Here is a 20410-nt window from a genome sequence, read left to right on the forward strand (position 1 = left end):
CCGGCGGGCGGGGGTGCGGGGTGGGGGCTCACAGGGTCAGCTCCGAACGGCGCCGGGGGTCGAGCCGGTCGCGCCAGGCACCGGCGAGCCCGGCGAGGGCCAGGGTGGGGACGATGAGCAGCAGCCCGGGAAAGAGGGTGGGCCACCAGTCGCCGGCCAGGAGCGGGCCGCGCGCGTCCTGTACGAGGGTGYCGAGGCTGGCCTGGCGGGCGGGCAGGCCGAGGCCGAGGAAGGACAGGGCGGACTCGTGCCACATGGCGTGCGGGATCATCAGCACCGCGGCCAGCCCGGCCCGGGGCAGCACCCCGGGCACCAGGTGGCGTACGGCGACCCGCCACCGCGAGGCGCCGCCGGAGACGGCCGCGTCCACGTACGGGCGCCCGCGCAGGGAGAGCACCTCGGCACGCACGATCCGGGCGGTGGACAGCCAGTGGGTCAGCGCCACGGACACCACCACGGGCCAGACGCCGGGCCGGAACAGGGCCACGACGAAGATGCCGAGCAGCAGGTGCGGGACCGAGGAGAGGGCGTCGACGCCGCGCATGACGAGCCGGTCGGTCCAGCCGCCCAGCGCTCCCGCGGCCGCGCCCACCGCCGTACCGAGCACGGTCGCGGCGAGCGCCGCCACCAGGCCGACCAGCAGGGAGACGCGCAGCCCGTAGACGCAGCGCAGCAGCAGGTCGCGGCCCAGGTCGTCGGTGCCGAAGGGGTGGTGCCGGGACGGTGGCAGCAGCTTCGCGGAGAGGTCGACGGCCTGCTGGTCGAGTTGCGCCAGCGGGGGCACCAGCAGGACGGCCAGGGCGAGCAGGGCCAGCACGCCCGCCGAGGCGCGCAGGCGCAGGGTGCGGGTGGAGCGGCGGTCCGGCCCGTGACGACGCCACTTCACGGGGCCCGCGGGGGCGCCGGGGGCCACGCCCGCGGGGCCGCCGGTCGCGGGGAAGCCGGTCTCGGGGACGCCGGTCTCGGGGACGCCGGTCTCGGGGACGCCGGTCTTGCCGGAGAGGTCAGCCATCGAAGCCCACCCTCGGGTCCGCCAGCCCGTACAGCAGGTCGGACAGCAGGTTCCCGGCCAGCACCGCGGCGGTGGCCAGGACGGTCAGGGCGGCCAGCAGCGGGAAGTCCACCGAGGTGGCGGCTTGGACGGTGGCGGCTGCGATGCCGGGCCAGCTGAACACGGTCTCCACCAGCAGGGCCCCGGTGATCAGCTCCGGCACACGGGAGCCGATGAGCGTGAGCACGGGGAGCATCCCGGAGCGCAGCCCGTGTCCGAGCAGGACCCGCCGCTCGGACAGGCCCCGCGCCCGGGCCCCGCGTACGGGGTCCTCCTCCAGCGCGTCGGCCACGCCCTGGCGCACGTAGAGGTAGAACCAGGGCATGTGGGAGAGGCCGAGGACCAGCGCGGGCAGCACCAGGTGCGAGGCGACCTGACCGGCGGTGACGGTGTCGGCGGCGTCGGTGAGTCCGCCGGACGGCAGTGCGCCGAGGCGGACCGCGAACAGCCAGACGGCCAGCAGCCCGAGCCAGAAGGCGGGGGCCGCCTCCAGGACGTAGGCGAGGGCGGTGGCGACCCGGTCGAGGGCGCCGCCCCGGCGGCGGGCGGCGAGCACGCCGAGGGCCGTGGCCGGCAGCAGGGCCACGGCGAAGGCGCAGCAGGCGAGCAGGGCCGACCAGCCCAGGCGTCCGGTGATGACGTCGGCGACGGGCTGGCGCAGGACGGCGGAGGTGCCGAGGTCTGCGGTGAGCGCGGAGGTGAGCCAGTCCCACCAGCGCGCGGTGAACGGCCGGTCCACGCCGAGGTTGGCGCGCAGCTGGTCGAGTTCGGCCTGTGAGGCGGTCAGGCCCGCGGTGCCGGCATAGGCCTTGACGGGGTCGAAGGGGGACAGGGCGGCGGCGGCGAAGACGCCGAAGGTGACGAGGAGCAGGACGGGGGCGGCGAACAGGGTCCGCCGCCCGGCCATGCGCGCCATCGGCCCCCAGGGGAGACCGCGGGTCACTGCTGCTTCGGCTTCCAGTGCTCGACGTTCCACCAGGGGCCGGAGCCGAGGCCGTGGTCGTGGGGTTCGACCTGGGTGGTGGGGCCGTCCCAGCGGTCGTTCACGACGTAGAGGTGGTCGATGTGGGTGAGGAAGACGTAGCCGGGGTTCTTGACGAGCTCGCGCTGCACGGTGTCGTACGCGGTCGCGCGGGCGGCCGGGTCGCCGCTCCTGCGGGCGTCGGCCAGCGCCCGGTCGACGACCGGGTTGTCGTACCCGGCCATGTTGTTGAAGCCGTCGCCCGCGAGGGAGGAGGTCAGCAGCGGGTACTGGTCGAAGTCGGGGTCGGCCGGGGAGCCGCCGCCGGCGAGGACGGCGTCGGTCTTCATCCGGGGTTCGATGACCTCCCAGGTCCCGGCCTCGGTCGTGACCTCGACGCCCGCCTTGCGGGCGTCGGAGGCGAAGGCCAGGGCGTGGTCCTGGCGGATCTTGTCGCCGGTGGTGTACCAGAGCGGGAAGGAGGCGCGGACCCCGTCCTTGACGCGGACGCCGTCCGCGGCGGGCTTCCAGCCGGCGTCGTCGAGGATCCTCTTCGCCCGGTCGGGGTCGTGGGCGCGTTCCGTGCCGGGCGTGAACCAGGGGCTGTCGGTGGGCACCGGGCCGTGGGCGGCCTTGCCCGCGCCGTCCAGGAGTTTGTCGACCATGGCCGCGCGGTCGACGGCGATGTCCAGGGCCTGCCGGACGGCCGGGTCGCCGGTGACCGGGTGGTGCGTCGGGAGGGTGACGTCGCGGTAGTCGAAGGTCTTCGCGGCGAACGTCCTGCGCGTGCGGTCCCCGGCGAAGCCGGCGGCCAGGTTCGGGGGCAGGATCGCGGCGTCCAGCTCGCCGGAGCGCAGCCGGGTGGCGCGTACGTCGTCGTCCTTGATCACGGCCATCGTGAACTTCTTCACGGCGGGCTCGCCGCCCCAGTAGGAAGGGTTGGCCCTGAAGGAGATCTTCTCGCCCTTCGACCAGCCGGTGAGCACGTACGGTCCGGTGCCGACGGGCCGGGTGGTGAACCCGCCGCTGTTGACGTCCTGCTTCCCGGCGACGTGCTCCGGGGCGATGGGCAGGACGGTGCGTTCGGCGAAGGGGGCGTAGGGGTACTTGAGGGTGAAGACGACCTGGTCCGGGCCCTGTGCGGTGACGCTGTCGATCGCGTCGAGTTCGGTCTTGGAGGCGTTGTTCGTCGCCGGGTCCAGGATGGTCCGGTAGGTGAACTCGACGTCGGCGGCCGTGAAGGGCTCCCCGTCGCTGAACTCCACGCCCTGGCGCAGCCGGTACGTGTACGTGCGGCCGTCGGCGGAGACCTCGGGCAGGGCCTCGGCAAGGGCGGGCCTGAGCTTCCTGTCCGCGTCGTGGGTGAGCAGCCCGTCGAAGATCTTGGAGTTGCCGTCCTTGCCGTAGCCCAGCAGCGGGCTGAGGCTCTCCGGCTCGGTCGCGATGCCGACCACGGCGGAATCGGCCGGCCGGGCCGGTCCCGAGGGGTTCGCGCAGGCCGTCACGCCCGTGATGAGTGCGGTGGCGAGCGCGGCTCCGGTCGCTCCCCGTACTGTCCGGGCCGTCATGCTGTGCACATCCCTGTTTACGGTCATCTGTTATTGCAAAGAGATCGCAATAATGTCAGACGGGTTCAGAAGAAGACGAATCCGGCCACACCACCCCTCTCGGGACTCCCTGTCACCCCCGGCCGCCGGCCGCCCGCGGCACGGGTCTTGCCCGGTCGGCGCCGCGCGTGCCATATATGTCTAGACCTTTACGAGGTCACCGTGGCAAGGAAGCGCAGGAAGGCCCCCCGTGCGACGCACCGCTCCCCCGCACCCCCTCCCCCTGGCCCTCGCGCTCTGCCTGGCGGCCGGCGCGCCGGCCGGGTGCGGCTCCGGCGACACCCGCCCCCCGCACACACCCGCCGGGGTCACCGCCCAGGCGGGCAGCGCCACTTCGGTCCACGTGATGTGGGAGTCGGCGGCGCCCGCCGACCGGGTCACCGCCTACCAGGTCTTCCGGGCCGGACAACTGGTCCGGGAGCTGCCGGCCGACCGGACGATGGTGGACGTGACCGGTCTCGCGCCCCGGACGGCCTACGAGTTCACCGTGCGCGCCCGCGACGCCGCCGGGAACCGCTCCGCCCCCAGCGCGCCCGCACGGGCCACCACCCCGGCGGCGAGGGCCGAGGACCACGCGGCCCCCACCGCCCCGCCCGCCACCAACGGCCGCGCCGAGGGCCCCCGGACGGTCCGGCTCGACTGGAGCCCGGCCACGGACGACACGGGCGTGACCGCCTACGACGTCTACCAGGGCGGCACCCGCATCCACACGGCCGGCCCCGCCGAGCGGGGCACCTCGCTGACCGGCCTGCAGCCGGGCACCGCCTACTCCTTCACCGTCCGCGCCCGGGACGGGGCCGACAACTCCTCACCCGACGGCCCCGCCGTCGCCGTGACCACCCCGGCCGACCCCGCCCAGGCCCCGGACACCGCGCCCGGCGCCTTCACCGCGGCCGCTTCCCCCGGCGCGGTCGACCTGAGCTGGAACCCGCCGGACACGGGACGCCCCACGAGCGAGTACCAGCTCTACGTCAACGACCGGCCCGTCACCGTCATCCAGTTCGGGGCCGCAGCCGTACCGGCCGGCCGGGCCTCCTACCGGCTCACCACCGCCGAACCGGCCGGCACCGCCTGGACCCTGAAACTCCGGGCCCGCCTGCCCGACGGCAACTGGGGAGCCTTCTGCCAGGAGCGCCGGATCACCCTCGCCGGCTGAGGCGGACGACGTCGGCCGGCCCGCCGTCACCCGCACGGCGCACGGCGATCCGAAGCGAACGGCCGTGCCGTGAAAGAAGATCGCGCACAATACATCCGTGTTCGGTGAGTACTCGGTCAACGACAATCAGGCAGACTCCGCGGGTGTCGGCCCTGCGCCAGACTCTGGCGCCGTGCCGGGAAATCTGCCGCCGGACGTGGCGGGCTTCGTCGGCCGGGAGGGTGAAATCGCCCTGCTCGACCGCCTGTTGGGCGAACGAAGACTGATCACCCTGACCGGGGTCGGCGGCGTGGGCAAGTCCCGCCTCGCCCGGCGCTCCGCCGGCCGGGCCACGGCCCGGCGCGACGGGGTCTGGTGGGTACAGCTCTCGCCGCTGCGCGACCCCAGACTGCTCACCACCACGGTGGCCCAAGCCGTCGGTCTCGCCGACCACTCCGCGCAGCCCCTCGACGAGGAGCTGTGCGCGTGGATGGCCGACAAGGAGATCCTCCTCGTCCTCGACACCTGCGAACACCTCGTCTCCGAGGTGCGTCACCTGGCGGGCGAACTCCTGCAGTCCGCCCCGGGCCTGACGGTGCTGGCCACCTCCCGGGAGCGACTGGGCTCCCCCGGCGAGCGGGTGGTCGAGGTCCGCCCCCTGCCCTCCGAGGGCCCCGACAGCGACGCCCTGGCCCTCTTCCGGGCCCGCGCCCTGGCCGCCGCCCCGGAGGCCTCCGCCGCCGTCTTCGCGGACCCGGACCGCACCCGCACCGCCGCCGAGGTCTGCCGCCGCCTGGACGGCATCCCGCTCGCCCTGGAACTGGCGGGCGCCCGGCTGCGGTTGTGGACGCTGGAGCAGATGGCGCAGCGTCTGGGCGCCCGCTTCGAGGTGCTCGCCGACACCCGGGCCGCGCACCTGCCCCGGCACCAGACCATGCGCACCGCGATCGGGTGGAGCCACGAGCTGTGCGAGCCCGTGGAGCGGCTGCTGTGGTCCCGGCTGTCGGTGTTCACCGGCGACTTCGACGTGGCCGCCGCCCGGGCCGTGTGCTCCGGCGGGCCGCTGGCCCCGGGGCGGGTGGAGCGGGTGCTGGAGGGGCTGGTCGCCAAGTCCGTCGTACGCCGCTCCCAGGAACGGGGGGCGGGCGCCCGCTACCTGATGCTGGACACCATCCGCGAGTTCGGCCACGACTGGCTGGCGGAGCTGGGCGAGGTACGGTCCGTCGCCGACCGGCACGCCCACTGGTACGCCGCGCTGTCGCAGGCCGCCGACGAGGGCTGGATGGGGCCCGGCCAGGTGGACTGGTACCGCAGGATGACCGCCGAGCACGCACAGCTGCGCACCGCCCTGGAGCACCTGCTCGCCGCCGACCCGGCCGCGGCCCTGGAGATGGCCGGCGCCCTGTGGTTCTTCTGGTTCGCCTGCGGGCACGTCCACGAGGGCCGTCGCTTCCTGGAACGGGCCCTGGACGAGGCCCCGCCCGGGGGCGCCGCCAGGGCCCAGGGGCTGTGGGCCCTCGGCCTGACGATGCTGCTCCAGGGGGACATGGACCCGGCCCGGGAGACCGGCCTGCGGTGTGCCCGCGCGGCTGCCCCGCTCGGCGACCCGGAGCCGGAGCTGCGCGCCGCCTACCTGCGGTCCGTGTCGGTCCTGATGCCGGGCGACCCGACGACGGCGATCGCGCTGGCCGGGCCCCGGGCGAGGGCGGGCCACGGCGGCCGCACCAGCGGCACCGGCTGGCTGCTGTGCCGGCTGGCCACCGGATACGCCCTGTGCGACCTCGGGCGCTACGAGGAAGCCGCCGAGGAGGCCCGGGGGCTGCGGGAGTCCTGTGCGGAGCTGGGCGAGCGCTGGCTGCGGGCGTACGCGGACTACATCCTGGCCGTCGCGGCGCTGGGGCTCGGGCAGCACGGGGAGGCCGCCCGGCACGTGCGGGCGATGCTCTCGGGGAAGCGGCTGCTGGGCGACCGCTTCGGCATCGCGCTGGGCCTGGACGTGCTCGCGGCCGCGGTGGCGGCCCTGGGCGACGGGGAACTGGCCGCGCGGCTGCTCGGCACCGGGCACGCGTGGTGGCGCACGGTGGGCCGGCCGCAGATGGGCTCGCCCTCGTTGACAGCCCTGCGGGACCAGGGCGAACGGCAGGCGCGGGCGGCGATCGGCGACGCGGCGTACGAGACCGCGTTCCTGGGCGGTACTGAGGCGTCCACCGGCTGATCGCCTTCCGGTGGACGCCGTAATGCCGGGGCTCCCGTCAGTACGGGAGGGGTCTGCCCGACGGTGTGCGCAGGTCCAGGTCTCGGGGGGCGGGCTTGGGAACGGGCTTGCGGATCAGCTGCTGGCGCATGCTGCCTCCTCGCTCAGACCAGGGCCGGCCGACGGGGTTCCACCGTCCGGCCTTCGGGGAGCAGTTCACCGGTGTCGTCGAACACCACCACGCCATTGCAGAGCAGGCTCCAGCCCTGTTCGGGATGGGAGGCCACGACGCGCGCGGCCTCGTGGTCGGCGCTGTCGGCGGGCGGGCAGGGGGGCTGGTGGGAGCACATGGCGCACCTCCTCGCAGTGTGGGGCGGGAGGGCCGGTGGTCACCCGGTCGAATCCGCGATCCACGGTGGCGGTGAGTATTGCCGATCGCCACCCCCGGACGGAACCCATATTCGAGGTCCAGTTCAGGGTGTGTATGCCCGCTTACCATGCGCTCATGCCCGTCATCCGGATCATTCGCCACAGCCCGCTCGCGCCGGCCGACGCCTGGAGGCGGGTGACGGACTGGGAACGCCACGGCGCGCAGGTCCCGCTGACCCGGACGATCGTCGAGACCGCGCCGCCGACGCGGGCCGGAACCCGCTTCACGGCCCGCACCGGAGTGGCCGGAATCACCTTCGACGACCCGATGGAGGTCGTGCGCTGGGAGCCTCCCCGGCTGGTCCGGCTCGAAAAGCGCGGCCGGGTGGTGACGGGCTGGGCCGAGATCGAGGTCCGCCCGGGCCCCGGCGGGGGCTCCGAGGTCCTCTGGCGGGAGGAGCTCCGGGTACGGGGCCTGCCCCGCCTCCTGGACCCCCTGACGGCCCGCGCCGGCCGCGCCCTGTTCGGCCGCGCCCTCACCCGCCTCCTGCACGACTGACCCCCGGCCGCAACGCGGCGGCCCCGCCCCCGACACCCACACACCACCCCACCACGGGCCCAACCCCAACACCCGTACACCACCCCACCACGGGCCCGACCCCAACACCCGTACACCACCCCACCACGGGCCCGACCCCAACACCCGTACGCCACCCCGCCACGGGCCCGGCCACGCGACCGGCACACCACCACGGGGCCGGCCCCACGACCCGCACACCACCACGGGCCCGGCCCCAAGACCCCTACGCCACCGCCCCACGCGGGCCCGGGCCCACGACCCGTACGCCACCGCCCCACGGGCGCACGGGTGCCGCCCCGCGGCCCCGGGCGGCCCCGCGTCGGCGCCGGGGCCGGGGCCACCGGCCCCGGCCCCGCCCCCGTAACACCGCGGCTAGCGGATCGGCATGCCGGAGAGCGTCCGCGCGATCACCAGGCGCTGGATCTCGCTCGTCCCTTCGAAGATCGTGTAGATGGCCGCGTCGCGGTGCATCCGCTCCACCGGGTACTCCCGGGTGAAGCCGTTGCCGCCGAGGATCTGCACCGCCTGCGCGGTGACCTTCTTGGCCACCTCGCTCGCGTACAGCTTCGACATCGAGCCCTCCGCCGCGGTGAAGGGCCGGCCGGCGACCGCCATCCACGAAGCGCGCCACACCAGCAGCCGGGCCGCGTCGATCTGCGTGCGCATGTCCGCGAGCTGGAAGGCCACGCCCTGGTTGTCGATGATCGGGCGGCCGAACTGGGTGCGGGTCTTCGCGTAGTCGAGGGCGACCTCGTACGCGGCGCGGGCCGTGCCGACCGCCATCGCCCCGACCGCGGGCCGGGAGGCCTCGAAGGTGGCCATCGCGGCGTTCTTCACCCGCTCGCCGCCGCCGGCCGCCGCCCGCTCGCGGGCCCGCGCCAGGCGCTCGTCGAGCTTCTCCTTGCCACCGAGCAGGCAGGACCCGGGCACCCGTACGTCCTCCAGGACCACTTCCGCGGTGTGCGAGGCGCGGATGCCGTGCTTCTTGAACTTCTGGCCCTGCGAGAGTCCGGGCGTGCCCGGCGGCACGATGAAGGAGGCGTGCCCCTTGGTGCCGAGCTCCGGGTCGACCACGGCGACGACGATGTGGACGTTGGCTATGCCGCCGTTGGTCGCCCAGGTCTTGGTGCCGTTCAGCACCCACTCGTCCTTGGCCTGGTCGTACACGGCCCGGGTGCGCATCGCGCCGACGTCGGATCCGGCGTCCGGCTCGGAGGAGCAGAAGGCGGCGACCTTCACGTCGTCCGGGGTGCCGTACATCTGCGGGATCCAGGTGCCGATCTGCTCCTCGGTGCCGTTGGCGAGGACGCCGATGGCCGCGAGTCCGGTGCCCACGATCGACAGGGCGATGCCCGCGTCGCCCCAGAAGAGCTCCTCCATGGCCATCGGGACGCCGAGGCCGGTGGGGTCGAAGAACTGCTGGGCGTAGAAGTCCAGGGAGTAGATGCCGACCTTGGCGGCCTCCTGGATGACGGGCCACGGAGTCTCTTCGCGCTCGTCCCATTCCGCGGCCGCGGGCCTGATCACGTCCGCGGCGAACCCGTGGATCCAGTCGCGGACCTGCTTCTGGTCCTCGTTGAGCTCCATGGTGAACTCCGCCATGTCCCCTCCAGCTGTCTCACACCGCCACCGGCAGACCCACGTCCGCGAGTTACTGCGGGTAACCTGAACAATGGCCACAGTCTGTTACCGGCCGGTAAGCACTGTCAAGCGACGCCGATTCGATCGCGAGGGTGTGCGGGGTGTTACGTTGCGTGGGCGTCACGCACCATCGCAAGGGCGGGGAGAGAAACACGTCATGCACACCACTGCGCAGGCCGGTGAGCCGGGAGCGGCCGAACGCCGTCGGCGGGAGCTTCTGGAGGCGGCGGACCGCGTCGTGCTGCGGGACGGCCCCAAGGCTTCGATGAACGCCATCGCCGCCGAGGCGGGCATCACGAAGCCCATCCTCTACCGGCACTTCGGCGACAAGGCGGGGCTCTACCAGGCCCTCGCGGTCCGCCACACGGACGCCCTGCTGGACTCGCTGCGGGCCGCCCTCGACGCGCCCGCCGAGCGGCGCCGCCGGGTGGAGGCCACCCTCGACACCTATCTCGCCGCCATCGAGGCCCGGCCCCAGGTGTACCGCTTCCTGATGCACCCGGCCGAGGACTCGCAGAGCACCGAGCGCGGCTTCGACGTGGGCCTGCACTCGGCCCCGCTGCTGCGCCGGCTCGGCGAGGAACTGGCCCAGGTCATCGGCGAACGGGTCGACCTCGGCCCGGGCGGCGAACGCACGGCCCGGATCTGGGGCCACGGCATCGTCGGCATGATGCACGCGGCCGGGGACTGGTGGCTCGGCGAACGCCCCTGCGGCCGGGCCGAGCTGGTGGCCGGCCTCACGGACCTGCTCTGGGGCCGGCTCGCCACGGCGGGCAACCGCGTGGACGGCCCCGGGTTCTAGCTCCCGGCGTCGCGGGCGGGGCCCCACGGCGCCTTGCGGACGGCCCGGCGCAGCCGGCGGGCGCGCAGCCCGGTCACCCGGTCCGCGTACACGGTTCCGTCGAGGTGGTCGCACTCGTGCTGGAGGCACCGGGCGAAGAACCCGGTGCCCTCGATCCGCACCGGGGACCCGTCCGAGGTCACCCCCTCGACGACCGCCCGGTCGAAGCGGACGGTGCCCGCCTCCAGGCCCGGCAGGGACAGACAGCCCTCCGGGCCGCGGAACTCGTCCCCGTCGGCGAGGACCAGACGCGGATTGACGACGTGGCCGACGTGGCGGACGTCATCGTCGTCGGGGCAGTCGTAGACGAAGACCCGCTGCCCGACGCCGACCTGGTTCGCGGCGAGGCCGACGCCCTGGGCGGCGTACATCGTGGCGAACATGTCCTCGATGAGACGGTCGAGTTCGGGCCCGAAGGCGGTGACCTCCGCGCAGGCGGAATGGAGCACCGGATCACCCAGCAGGCTCATGGTGCGGACGAGTCCGGTGGTACCGGGGATGGGGCGCTGTCGCATGGCCGTAAGGGTACGACGGGCGAATATATGAGGAGATCCGCGGCGTCCCTGGGGCGCCGCGGTCAAGGCCCCGGCCGGTACTGGATAGGCTGGGGCCGACCGACGCAAGGAGGACAAGGGACGATGGCAGGCAACACGGAGCCGCTTTCGCCGCGGGCCAAGCTGGCCGTGACGGCGGGCAAGGCCGCGGCGGCGGTGTCGCGGGCCGCGGGACGCGGAAGCGGATCGGTGATCGGTGGCAAGGTCGCACTCAGGCTGGACCCCGATCTTCTCGGCGCGCTGGCGCAGCATCTCGATGTCGTCCTCGTCTCCGCGACGAACGGCAAGACCACGACGACCCGCCTGATCGCGGAGGCCCTGCGGGCCAGCGGTCCGGTCGTCTCGAACGCGCTGGGCGCCAACATGCCGGCGGGCATCACCTCCGCCCTGGCCGGCGGCTCGGACGCCAAGTACGGCGTCATCGAGGTCGACGAGAAGTACCTGGCCGGGGTGGCCCGGGACGTCACCCCCAAGGTGATCGCCCTGCTGAACCTCTCCCGCGACCAGCTGGACCGCGCGGCCGAGACCCGCATGCTCGCCGAGAAGTGGCGCGAGGGCCTCCAGGGCTCCAAGGCCGTGATCGTGGCGAACTGCGACGACCCGCTGATCGTGTGGTCGGCGTCGTCCTCGCAGAACGTGGTGTGGGTGGCGGCCGGCCAGGAGTGGAAGGACGACGCCTGGTCGTGCCCCTCCTGCGGCGGCGTCATGCAGCGACCCGGCGACGACTGGTTCTGCGGCGAGTGCGGCTTCCGCCGCCCCACCCCGAGCTGGGTGCTCTCCGGCGACCACGTGCTCGACCCGCACGGCAGCGCATGGCCGATCCACCTCCAGCTGCCGGGCCGCGCGAACAAGGCCAACGCCGCCACCTCGGCCGCCGTGGCCGCCGTGTTCGGCGTGCCCCCGCAGGTCGCGCTGGAGCGCATGTACCAGGTCCAGGCCGTGGCCGGCCGCTATGACGTGGTGAACTTCATGGGCCGTGAGCTGCGGCTGCTGCTCGCGAAGAACCCGGCGGGCTGGCTCGAAACGTTTTCGCTGATCGACCCGCCGCCCACGCCGGTGATCCTTTCGGTGAACGCGCGCGGCGCCGACGGCACGGACACGTCCTGGCTGTGGGACGTGGACTACCCGCGCCTCGCCGGCCACCCGATCTTCGTGATCGGCGACCGCAAGCTGGACCTCGCGGTCCGCCTGGAAGTGGCCGGTCTGGACTTCCGGGTCTGCGAGACCATCGACGAGGCCGTGCAGCTGGCACCGCCCGGTCAGATCGAGCTGATCGCCAACTACACCGCCTTCCAGGACGTGCGCCGCCGCGTCGGCAACTAGCACCCCGTCAGAACCGCAGAGGACAAGAGCATGAGCGACAACAGCCTGCGTCTGGTGTGGGTCTACCCGGACCTGCTCAGCACGTACGGAGACCAGGGCAACGCCCTCGTGGTGGAGCGCCGGGCGCGCCAGCGCGGCCTGGACGTGCAGCGCGTGGACGTGCGCAGCGACCAGCCCATCCCCACCTCGGGCGACATCTACCTGATCGGCGGCGGCGAGGACCGGCCGCAGCGGCTGGCCGCGGAGCGGCTGCTGCGCGACGGCGGCCTGGAGCGCGCCGTCTCGAACGGGGCGATCGTCTTCTCGGTGTGCGCCGGGTACCAGATCCTCGGCAAGGAGTTCGTCAACGACATGGGCCAGCGCCAGGAGGGGCTGGGCCTGCTGGACGTCGTGACCGTGCGCGGCGAGGGCGAGCGGTGCGTCGGCGACGTGCTGGCGGACATCGACCCGCGCCTGAACCTGCCGCCGCTGACGGGCTTCGAGAACCACCAGGGCGTCACGCACCTGGGTCCGACGGCCAAGCCCTTCGCCCGGACCCGGCTGGGCCGCGGCAACGGCACCGGCGACGGCACCGAGGGCGCCTACAGCGACACCGTCTTCGGCACGTACATGCACGGACCCGTGATGGCCCGCAACCCGCTGATCGCGGACCTGCTGCTGAAGCTGGCCCTCGACGTGAACGCGCTGCCGCCCCTGGACGACCGCTGGTACGAGGCCCTGCGCAACGAGCGCATCGCGGCGGCCACGCAGCCCGCGTAGCCCGCCCGGCGCCTGCCGTACCGTCCGTCGGCCCGGGTACCCCAGGGGGTCCGGGCCGACGGCCGTTCGTACGATTGTGCCGACCAGCATGTGGAGGATGGTTCAGTCCACCGGGAATCCGCTTGTAGGCTGGCAGGTAGTTCCAACCGGACGACGTGGTCCGGTCGTCGGCCCACGTTGCAAAGGTTCTTCCTGCCATGCGCATTGGTGTGCTCACTTCCGGCGGCGACTGCCCCGGCCTCAATGCCGTCATCCGTTCCGTCGTGCACCGCGCCGTGGTCGACCACGGCGACGAGGTCATCGGCTTCCACGACGGCTGGCGCGGCCTGCTGGAGTGCGACTACCGCAAGCTCGACCTCGACGCCGTGGGCGGCATCCTGGCCCGCGGCGGCACCATCCTCGGCTCCTCCCGCGTCCAGCCCGCGCACCTGCGCGACGGCGTGGAGCGGGCCCGGGGGCACGTGGCCGACCTCGGCCTGGACGCGATCATCCCGATCGGTGGCGAGGGCACCCTGAAGGCCGCCAACCTGCTCGCGCAGGGCGGGCTGCCGATCGTCGGCGTGCCGAAGACCATCGACAACGACATCGCCTCGACGGACGTCACCTTCGGTTTCGACACGGCCGTGGGCGTCGCCACCGAGGCCCTGGACCGGCTGAAGACCACCGCCGAGTCCCACCAGCGCGTGATGGTCGTGGAGGTCATGGGCCGCCACACCGGCTGGATCGCCCTGCACTCGGGCATGGCCGCGGGCGCGCACGCGATCGTGGTGCCGGAGCGCCCCTTCGACATCGAGGAGCTGACGGCGATCGTCGGCGAGCGCTTCTCGGCGGGCAAGCGGTTCGCGATCGTCGTGGTCGCCGAGGGCGCCAAGCCCGCTCCGGGCTCCTCGATGGCCATCGAGGAGGGCGGTACGGACATGTACGGCCACGAGCGGTTCGCCGGCATCGGCAACCGGCTCGCCGTCGAGCTGGAGGCGCGGCTCGGCAAGGAGGCCCGTCCGGTCATCCTCGGCCACGTCCAGCGCGGCGGCACCCCCACCGCCTACGACCGCGTCCTCGCCACCCGCTTCGGCTGGCACGCGGTGGAGGCGGCGCACCGGGGCGAGTTCGGGATGCTGACGGCCCTGCGCGGCACCGACATCGTGATGGTGCCGCTGGCCGAGGCCACGTCGACCCTGAAGACCGTTCCGGCGGACCGGTACGAAGAGGCACAGAACGTCCTGTGATGTTTCCCCCCTGCTGAGTGCCGCCCCCGGACGCGATCGCGTCCGGGGGCGGCACTACTGTGGTGGAGCGCCACAGTCAAGGGAGTGAACAGATGGATCACAGCGGTCACGGCATGGACATGGATATGGACATGAACATGGACCTGCCGCCGTTCACCCTCGGGCGCGGGCTGGAGTTCTCCTTCGACGCCTTCTTCCTGTTCGGCTCCCTGCTGGGGCTGGCCCTGTACGGGTGGGGCGTGCTGCGCCTGCGCCGGCGCGGGGACGCCTGGCCGGTGGGCCGGACGGTCGGGTTCGTGACGGGCGTGCTGAGCGTGGCGCTGGTCATGTGCACCAAGCTGAACGACTACGGCATGGTCATGTTCAGCGTCCACATGGTCCAGCACATGGTGATCAGCATGATCAGCCCGATCCTGCTGCTGCTGGGCGCGCCGGTCACGCTGGCGCTGCGCGCGCTGCCGCCCGCCGCCCGCGGCAGCAAGGGCCCCCGCGAGCTGCTCCTGATGCTGCTGCACAGCCGGTACATGCGGATCATCACGCACCCGGCCTTCACCATCCCGATGTTCATCGCCAGCCTCTACGGCCTGTACTTCACCCCGCTCTTCGACTTCCTCATGGAGTCGAGGACCGGCCACATCGCGATGATGGTCCACTTCCTCATGGTCGGCCTGATCTTCTTCTGGCCGATCATGGGCGTAGACCCGGGCCCGCACCGCCCGGGCTACGTGATGCGGATGCTGGAGCTCTTCGCGGGCATGCCCTTCCACGCCTTCTTCGGGATCGCCCTGATGATGGCGAGCGAGCCGATGATCAAGACGTATCAGAACCCGCCGGCCTCCCTCGGCATCGATCCGCTGCTCGACCAGCAGTGGGGCGGCGGCATCGCCTGGGCGTTCAGCGAGATCCCCTCGGTGCTGGTGCTGATCGCGCTGGTGTACCAGTGGTACCACTCGGAACAGCGCGCGGCGAGGCGCTCCGACCGGGCCGAGGAGCGCAACGGCGACCAGGAGCTGGAGGCGTACAACGCGTACCTCGCCTCGCTCCAAGGGCGCGGCCAGTAGCGCTCGGGCCTCCCCAGGCGCCACCATGGGGCATGACCGGATCCGTTAAGGCGATGGCGGTGACGACCTTCGCCGCCCTGGTGGCCGTCTCCGCGTACTCCGTGGCGCTCGGCAGCAACGGCTGGCTGTGGTTCGGCTGGGTGGTGCTGGGCCTGCTGACCCTGGGGATGGCCGCCGCCGGCAGCGCCTGAGCGGGCCGCGTACGCCTCGCTCCCGGTCGGACGCGGAGCGACCGTCGGGCGAAGGGAAGCACCGGGTGTTCTACCACTTGCTCAAGCACGTGCTGCTCGGACCGTTGCTGCGGCTGCTGTTCCGGCCGCGGATCGAGGGGCTGGAGAACATCCCCGCGGAGGGGGCGGCGATCGTCGCGGGCAACCACCTGTCCTTCTCCGACCACTTCCTGATGCCCGCGATCCTGAGGCGCAGGATCACCTTCCTGGCGAAGGCGGAGTACTTCACCGGGCCGGGCCTCAAGGGCAGGCTGACCGCCGCGTTCTTCCGCAGTGCCGGCCAGATCCCGGTGGACCGCTCGGGCAAGGACGCCGGTCAGGCGGCGCTGCGCGAGGGGCTCGGGGTGCTCGCCGGGGGCGAGCTGCTCGGGATCTACCCGGAGGGCACGCGCTCGCACGACGGGCGGCTCTACAAGGGCAAGGTCGGAGTGGCGGCGATGGCGCTCGGCGCCGGGGTGCCGGTGGTGCCGTGCGCGATGGTCGGCACCTTCGAGATCCAGCCGCCCGGCCGGAGGATCCCCAAGATCCGGCGGGTGACGATCCGCTTCGGCGCACCGATGGAGTTCTCCCGCTACGCGGGCATGGAGCGGGAGCGGGCCGTCCTGCGCGCCGTCACGGACGAGATCATGTACGCGATCCTCGGCCTTTCGGGCCAGGAGTACGTGGACCGGTACGCCTCCGAGGTCAAGGCCGAGGAGGAGGAGAAGCGGAAGAAGGCCCGGCGCGGACCGCGCTGAGCCTTCTCCCTCGTCACTTCTCCGGGTCCTTAACGGACGGCCGGGAGCTCCTCACGCACCGCGAGCCCGTCGGCCGGGGCCTGGGCGAGCGACTTGGCGGCGGCCGGGGCCGGCGCCACCGGGGTGGCGTGCGGACCGCACTTGACGTCCTGCGCGTCGACCTTGCCGGTCAGCAGGTAGGCGTCCACGCGGGTGTTGATGCAGGGGTTGACCAGGCTGGTCACACCGTGCGAGCCGGCGTTCTGCTCGGTGATCAGACGCGAACCGGCCAGGCGGCGGTGCAGCTCGACACCACCCTCGTACGGGGTGGCCGCGTCACGCTCGGACTGGACGATCAGGACCGGGGCGATACCGCGCTTGGCACCGACCTCGATCGGGGTGCTCTGCTTGGACTTCCAGGTCGCGCAGGGCAGGTTCATCCAGGCGTTCGACCAGGTCAGGAAGGGGTACTGCTTGTGGAGCGCGGTGTTGTCGCGGTCCCACTTGGCCCAGCTGGTCGGCCACTTGGCGTCGGCGCACTCGACCGCGGTGTAGACGGCGTTGCCGTTCTCCGAGGCGATGTTGCCCGCGGTGTCGGACATGTCGGGGGCGACGGCGTCGATCAGCGGCTTCTCGTCACCGGCGGCCCAGGCGCTGAACGCCTGCGCGACCGGCACCCAGGAGGAGTCGTAGTACGGCGCCTTCTGGAAGAAGCCGAGCAGCTCGTTCGGACCGRCCACGCCGCCGAGCGGGTTGGCCTTGGCCTTGCCGCGCAGCTCCAGCCACTTGGCCTCGACCTTGGCGCGGGTGTCGCCGAGGTGGAAGGAGGCGTCGTTCTTGGCGACCCAGTCCTCCCAGTCGTTCCAGCGCATCTGGAAGGCGACGTCCTGCTCCAGGTTGGCCTGGTACCAGATGTTGTCCTGCTTGGGGTTGACCACGCTGTCGACGATCATGCGGCGCACGTGGGTCGGGAAGAGGGTCGCGTAGACCCCGCCCAGGTAGGTGCCGTAGGAGACGCCGAGGTAGTTCAGCTTCTGCTCACCGAGGGCGGCCCGGATCACGTCCAGGTCGCGCGCGGTGTTGGGAGTGGTCATGTGCGGCAGCATCTCGCCGCTGCGCTCCTTGCAGCCGTCCGCGTACTCGGCGGCGAGCTTGCGCTGGGCGCGCTTGTCGGCCTCGTTGGACGGGACCGGGTCGGCCTTGGGGGCCTTGACGAACTCCTGCGGGTCGATGCAGGAGATCGGCGCGGAGTGGCCGACGCCGCGGGGGTCGAAGCCCACGAAGTCGTAGGCCTTCGAGGTGTTGACCCACAGCGGGCTCTTGTTGACGATCCGGAGCGGGAAGCGCATGCCGGAGCCGCCCGGGCCACCGGGGTTGTAGACGAGCGCGCCCTGGCGCTCTTCCTTGGTGCCGGTGCTCACGGCACGGTCGACCGCGAGGTCGATGGTCTTGCCGAAGGGCTTGGTGTAGTCGAGCGGGACCTTCACCCAGCCGCACTGGACCGGCTTCGCGAAGCCCCAGTCGGCAGGACAGTCCTTCCAGTCGATGCCGGCGCGCGCGGCGCGGGCGGCGGCGATCTGGGCGCCGACCGCTTCCGCGGCCCCGTTGTCCCGGCCGGCCGAAGCCGCCGAGGCGGACGGCGCGAGCAGCAGGCCCGCCGCCAGTGCGCCGGTGATCAGAGTGGCAGCGCTCCCCAGCGCCGCAGTGCGTATCACGTGGTTGTTCCCCCTGCTCATGTGCCGCCGTGGGCGGCCGGATTCGGTCGAGTTCGGTCGTCGGCGTGCAGGGGGATCCTTTCGCCTCACCGATGCCCAACAACAGAGCAAGGTCGAGTTCTTTGCCAACCCGATAACCGGAAACGGGTGTACCGCTGAGCGGTGTCCCATTCGCCCCGAGTGTGACCCGCCGTCACCACCCGTACGCGCGGGCCGCCTCGTCCAGCAGCTCGCGCAGCCGCAGCGCGTCCGGGGCCAGGGCCGTCACCAGCACCGCGGGGCCCGCCAGCGGGGTGGCCGCCGCGAACTCCCCGAGCACCCGCGCCCCGGGCGGGTCGGCTTCGAACCGCGGGTCCACCACCAGCAACTGGCCGAGCGCCCGGTGGCCCGCGATGCCCGCCGGGCCGTCCCAGCCCGCGGGGGCGCCCGGCCCGCAGGACAGTTCCTGGTCCAGCAGGGGCCGGCCGCCCCGGGTGACGGTGAGCCGGGCGCGCAGCGTACCGGGGGCCTCCCCGGTACGCCCCAGGACCTGTTCCTCACGGAGCATCAGCCGGGCGGTGGGCGCCAGTTCTGCCCGGGTGCGGACGCGCAGGTCGCTGCCGCGCACGGAGACCAGCTGCTCCGGGAGCCAGCGCACCTCCGCGTCCTCGGCGAGCGAGAGGCGTACGTCGTACCACGCGGGCTCGCCGCCCCGGCCGGGCAGGGCCAGGGTGGCGGCCGCCGAGCGCAGTGCGAGCCGGGCGCCCGGCCCCGCGTCGGCCTCCACCCTGAGGTGGTCGCCGCCGAGGGGGGCGCTCATCGCGCCGACCAGCATCACCCCGGCCTCGCCGCCCTCGTCCCGGGTGCGGCGCAGGGCCAGCGGCCCCTCCCCGGCCAGCAGGGGCAGGGCGGTGCCGCCGCGCCCGTCGCGGACGGCGCCGATCCGGGCGGTGGCCCGCAGTCCGGCCGGGGGCGGCGCGGTGGTGGCCCGCAGTCCGGCCGGGGGCGGCGCGGTGGTGGCCCGCAGTCCGGCCGGGGGCGGCGCGGTGGTGGTGGCGGGGGCCGCGGCGGTCACCGTACGACCCAGGCGGCGATCCGCTCGCGCACCCACGCGGCGACCGGGGCCACTCCCTCGGTGCCGCGCAGGGACTGGAAGGCGACGGGAAGCTCCCCACGCTGCTCGGCCGCGTCACGGGCCATCCGCTCCAGGTCGGAGCCGACGTGCGGGGCGAGGTCGGTCTTGTTGACGACCAGCAGGTCTGCGGTGGTGACGCCGGGACCGCCCTTGCGCGGGATGTCGTCGCCGCCGGCCACGTCGATGACGAAGATCTGGGCGTCGACCAGGCCGCGGGAGAAGGTGGCGGTGAGGTTGTCGCCGCCGGACTCGACGAGGATCAGGTCCAGCGGTCCCACGCTGTCCTCCAGCTCCTCGACGGCCTCCAGGTTCGCGGAGATGTCGTCGCGGATGGCGGTGTGCGGGCAGGCCCCGGTCTCGACGGCGCTGATCCGCTCGGGCGGCAGGACCGCCTCGCGCAGCAGGAACTCGGCGTCCTCACGGGTGTAGATGTCATTGGTGACGACGGCCATGGACAGCTCTGCGCGCAGGGCCCGGCAGAGCGCGGCGACGGTCGCGGTCTTGCCGGAGCCGACGGGCCCGCCGAGTCCGATGCGCAGGGCGCGGCGGGTGCCGTCGGCGCGGTGCGGGTCCGCGCTGTGGGTGTGGCGCTGGGGGTAGGCCACGTCGTGGTCGAGGTGCACGGGGTCTCCTAGGAAGTGGTGGGGGCGGCCGGCCGGGGCGCGGTCCGCTCAGGAGGCGAAGAGCCGGACCGGCCAGTCGGCATGGACCTGCGCCGCGATCTCCAGCAGGGGCGAGGAGGGGGCGGGCAGCGCGTCCGTGCCCTCGGTACGGGCGAGCAGGGCCGCCTCGGCGGCCCTGGCGGCCACGGCGTCGAGCTCGGGTGCCAGCCGCGCCAGCACCCCGCTGGCCTCGAAGGGGTCCAGGCCGAGCAGCCGGACCGTCGCGGTCGCCGGACCGCTGACGCTCTCGTACGCCGCCACGTGGGCGGCGTCGAGCGCCCCGAGCCCGGCCGCCCGGGCGGCGGTCCCGAGCACCACGGGCTGGTGCGCCCCGCGCGGGAAGGCAGCGGCCAGCGCGTCGAGTCCGGGGTCGGGCCAGGTGGCGCGGGCGGCCCGCATGAGCTGTCGGCCCAGGCGGCGCGCGGCGGCGCGCAGCGCGGGCGAGGGCGTACGGGCGTCGGCGGCGGCGTCGAGCTCCACCGGGTCGAGGCCGAGGGCGGCGGCGGTGAGCCCGGCGGTGTGGAGGCGGCCCCGGCAGAAGTCGGCCAGGGTCGCGGCGTCGTGGACCCGGCCCGCCTTGCAGGCGGCCTCCGCCCCGCCGGAGTGCGCGTGGCCTCCGGCGGGGAAGCGGCCGTCCGCGAGCACGAGCAGCGCGGCGAGGCTCATCGGCC

20 protein-coding genes are annotated in these 20410 nt (G+C 73.5%); 10 read left to right on the plus strand and 10 right to left on the minus strand.

What is annotated here, in order from left to right:
• Positions 1-28: 28 nt before the first annotated feature.
• The 3 genes from AB4039_RS17070 to AB4039_RS17080 are packed head-to-tail and all read right to left on the minus strand — an operon-like array spanning position 29 to position 3580.
• Positions 29-1012 carry an ABC transporter permease gene (locus AB4039_RS17070; protein ID WP_442271114.1) on the minus strand — a complete coding sequence of 328 codons (984 nt, stop codon included), beginning with the start codon at positions 1010-1012 and terminating at the stop codon, positions 29-31.
• On the minus strand, positions 1005-1994 hold the full coding sequence (locus AB4039_RS17075) for an ABC transporter permease (RefSeq protein WP_442271115.1): 990 nt from the start codon (positions 1992-1994) through the stop codon (positions 1005-1007). The genes AB4039_RS17070 and AB4039_RS17075 overlap by 8 nt, the downstream gene beginning before the upstream one ends.
• Positions 1991-3580 (minus strand): ABC transporter substrate-binding protein, encoded by a 1590-nt coding sequence (locus tag AB4039_RS17080; protein WP_442271116.1) that lies wholly within the window; start codon positions 3578-3580, stop codon positions 1991-1993. Before AB4039_RS17080 ends, AB4039_RS17075 begins: the two co-directional genes overlap by 4 nt.
• A gap of 229 nt (positions 3581-3809) precedes the next feature.
• On the opposite strand from AB4039_RS17080, the gene AB4039_RS17085 reads away from it, so the two are divergent.
• Both AB4039_RS17085 and AB4039_RS17090 read left to right on the plus strand, forming a co-directional pair.
• Entirely contained in the window at positions 3810-4775 is a 966-nt protein-coding gene (locus tag AB4039_RS17085; protein WP_266837464.1) for a fibronectin type III domain-containing protein, read from the plus strand.
• Positions 4776-4947: 172 nt separating this feature from the next.
• Entirely contained in the window at positions 4948-6969 is a 2022-nt protein-coding gene (locus tag AB4039_RS17090) for an NB-ARC domain-containing protein (RefSeq protein WP_266837466.1), read from the plus strand.
• A 143-nt stretch (positions 6970-7112) separates the two neighbouring features.
• On the opposite strand, the gene AB4039_RS17095 is transcribed toward AB4039_RS17090, so the two are convergent.
• Positions 7113-7298 (minus strand): DUF5999 family protein, encoded by a 186-nt coding sequence (locus AB4039_RS17095; protein WP_100661028.1) that lies wholly within the window; start codon positions 7296-7298, stop codon positions 7113-7115.
• Between the two features lie 155 nt (positions 7299-7453).
• On the opposite strand from AB4039_RS17095, the gene AB4039_RS17100 reads away from it, so the two are divergent.
• Entirely contained in the window at positions 7454-7876 is a 423-nt protein-coding gene (locus AB4039_RS17100; protein ID WP_442271117.1) for an SRPBCC family protein, read from the plus strand.
• 393 nt (positions 7877-8269) lie between these two features.
• Here the strand turns inward: AB4039_RS17100 and AB4039_RS17105 are convergent, their stop codons facing one another.
• A complete protein-coding gene (locus tag AB4039_RS17105) occupies positions 8270-9499 on the minus strand; it encodes an acyl-CoA dehydrogenase family protein (protein WP_266837471.1) in 1230 nt (409 codons plus the stop codon).
• A gap of 196 nt (positions 9500-9695) precedes the next feature.
• Between AB4039_RS17105 and AB4039_RS17110 the strand changes: the two genes are divergently transcribed.
• Entirely contained in the window at positions 9696-10340 is a 645-nt protein-coding gene (locus AB4039_RS17110; RefSeq protein ID WP_100661026.1) for a TetR family transcriptional regulator, read from the plus strand.
• Here AB4039_RS17110 and def read toward each other — a convergent pair.
• Complete coding sequence (gene def, locus AB4039_RS17115; RefSeq protein ID WP_266837474.1) at positions 10337-10894, minus strand: peptide deformylase; 558 nt, start codon at positions 10892-10894, stop codon at positions 10337-10339. The genes AB4039_RS17110 and def overlap by 4 nt on opposite strands.
• A gap of 123 nt (positions 10895-11017) precedes the next feature.
• Between def and AB4039_RS17120 the strand changes: the two genes are divergently transcribed.
• The 6 genes from AB4039_RS17120 (at position 11018) to AB4039_RS17145 (ending at position 16269) form a co-directional block, all read left to right on the plus strand.
• Positions 11018-12256, plus strand: a complete 1239-nt coding sequence (locus AB4039_RS17120; protein WP_266837476.1) for a Mur ligase family protein — start codon at positions 11018-11020, stop codon at positions 12254-12256.
• 30 nt (positions 12257-12286) lie between these two features.
• Positions 12287-13015, plus strand: a complete 729-nt coding sequence (locus AB4039_RS17125) for a type 1 glutamine amidotransferase (RefSeq protein ID WP_100661023.1) — start codon at positions 12287-12289, stop codon at positions 13013-13015.
• A 197-nt stretch (positions 13016-13212) separates the two neighbouring features.
• Entirely contained in the window at positions 13213-14241 is a 1029-nt protein-coding gene (locus tag AB4039_RS17130; protein WP_266837479.1) for a 6-phosphofructokinase, read from the plus strand.
• A 92-nt stretch (positions 14242-14333) separates the two neighbouring features.
• A complete protein-coding gene (locus tag AB4039_RS17135; protein WP_266837481.1) occupies positions 14334-15302 on the plus strand; it encodes a cytochrome c oxidase assembly protein in 969 nt (322 codons plus the stop codon).
• Between the two features lie 32 nt (positions 15303-15334).
• The gene (locus AB4039_RS17140) at positions 15335-15493 is read left to right on the plus strand and encodes a hypothetical protein (RefSeq protein WP_167456808.1); all 159 of its coding nucleotides are present in this window, start codon (positions 15335-15337) and stop codon (positions 15491-15493) included.
• A gap of 65 nt (positions 15494-15558) precedes the next feature.
• Entirely contained in the window at positions 15559-16269 is a 711-nt protein-coding gene (locus AB4039_RS17145; RefSeq protein ID WP_266837484.1) for a lysophospholipid acyltransferase family protein, read from the plus strand.
• A 29-nt stretch (positions 16270-16298) separates the two neighbouring features.
• Here AB4039_RS17145 and AB4039_RS17150 read toward each other — a convergent pair whose 3' ends face one another.
• From AB4039_RS17150 to AB4039_RS17165, 4 genes are all read right to left on the minus strand, one after another.
• The gene (locus AB4039_RS17150; protein ID WP_442271118.1) at positions 16299-17963 is read right to left on the minus strand and encodes an alpha/beta hydrolase; all 1665 of its coding nucleotides are present in this window, start codon (positions 17961-17963) and stop codon (positions 16299-16301) included.
• 193 nt (positions 17964-18156) lie between these two features.
• Positions 18157-18936 (minus strand): urease accessory protein UreD, encoded by a 780-nt coding sequence (locus AB4039_RS17155; protein WP_442271150.1) that lies wholly within the window; start codon positions 18934-18936, stop codon positions 18157-18159.
• A 77-nt stretch (positions 18937-19013) separates the two neighbouring features.
• Positions 19014-19700, minus strand: a complete 687-nt coding sequence (gene ureG / locus AB4039_RS17160) for an urease accessory protein UreG (protein WP_266837488.1) — start codon at positions 19698-19700, stop codon at positions 19014-19016.
• A 48-nt stretch (positions 19701-19748) separates the two neighbouring features.
• Entirely contained in the window at positions 19749-20405 is a 657-nt protein-coding gene (locus AB4039_RS17165) for an urease accessory protein UreF (protein ID WP_442271119.1), read from the minus strand.
• Positions 20406-20410 lie beyond the last annotated feature (5 nt).

It is taken from the genome of Streptomyces sp. M-16, from assembly GCF_052114405.1.
In the GTDB taxonomy this organism is placed as follows: Bacteria; Actinomycetota; Actinomycetes; order Streptomycetales; family Streptomycetaceae; genus Streptomyces.

Bases quoted from the DNA above. Each gene is read 5' to 3' on its own strand.
- AB4039_RS17080 (WP_442271116.1), bottom strand. From the start codon at position 3,580: ATGACGGCCCGGACAGTACGGGGAGCGACCGGAGCCGCGCTCGCCACC.
- AB4039_RS17095 (WP_100661028.1), bottom strand. From the start codon at position 7,298: ATGTGCTCCCACCAGCCCCCCTGCCCGCCCGCCGACAGCGCCGACCAC.
- AB4039_RS17100 (WP_442271117.1), top strand. From the start codon at position 7,454: ATGCCCGTCATCCGGATCATTCGCCACAGCCCGCTCGCGCCGGCCGAC.
- AB4039_RS17105 (WP_266837471.1), bottom strand. From the start codon at position 9,499: ATGGCGGAGTTCACCATGGAGCTCAACGAGGACCAGAAGCAGGTCCGC.
- AB4039_RS17110 (WP_100661026.1), top strand. From the start codon at position 9,696: ATGCACACCACTGCGCAGGCCGGTGAGCCGGGAGCGGCCGAACGCCGT.
- def (WP_266837474.1), bottom strand. From the start codon at position 10,894: ATGCGACAGCGCCCCATCCCCGGTACCACCGGACTCGTCCGCACCATG.
- AB4039_RS17120 (WP_266837476.1), top strand. From the start codon at position 11,018: ATGGCAGGCAACACGGAGCCGCTTTCGCCGCGGGCCAAGCTGGCCGTG.
- AB4039_RS17125 (WP_100661023.1), top strand. From the start codon at position 12,287: ATGAGCGACAACAGCCTGCGTCTGGTGTGGGTCTACCCGGACCTGCTC.
- AB4039_RS17130 (WP_266837479.1), top strand. From the start codon at position 13,213: ATGCGCATTGGTGTGCTCACTTCCGGCGGCGACTGCCCCGGCCTCAAT.
- AB4039_RS17135 (WP_266837481.1), top strand. From the start codon at position 14,334: ATGGATCACAGCGGTCACGGCATGGACATGGATATGGACATGAACATG.
- AB4039_RS17140 (WP_167456808.1), top strand. From the start codon at position 15,335: ATGACCGGATCCGTTAAGGCGATGGCGGTGACGACCTTCGCCGCCCTG.
- AB4039_RS17165 (WP_442271119.1), bottom strand. From the start codon at position 20,405: ATGAGCCTCGCCGCGCTGCTCGTGCTCGCGGACGGCCGCTTCCCCGCC.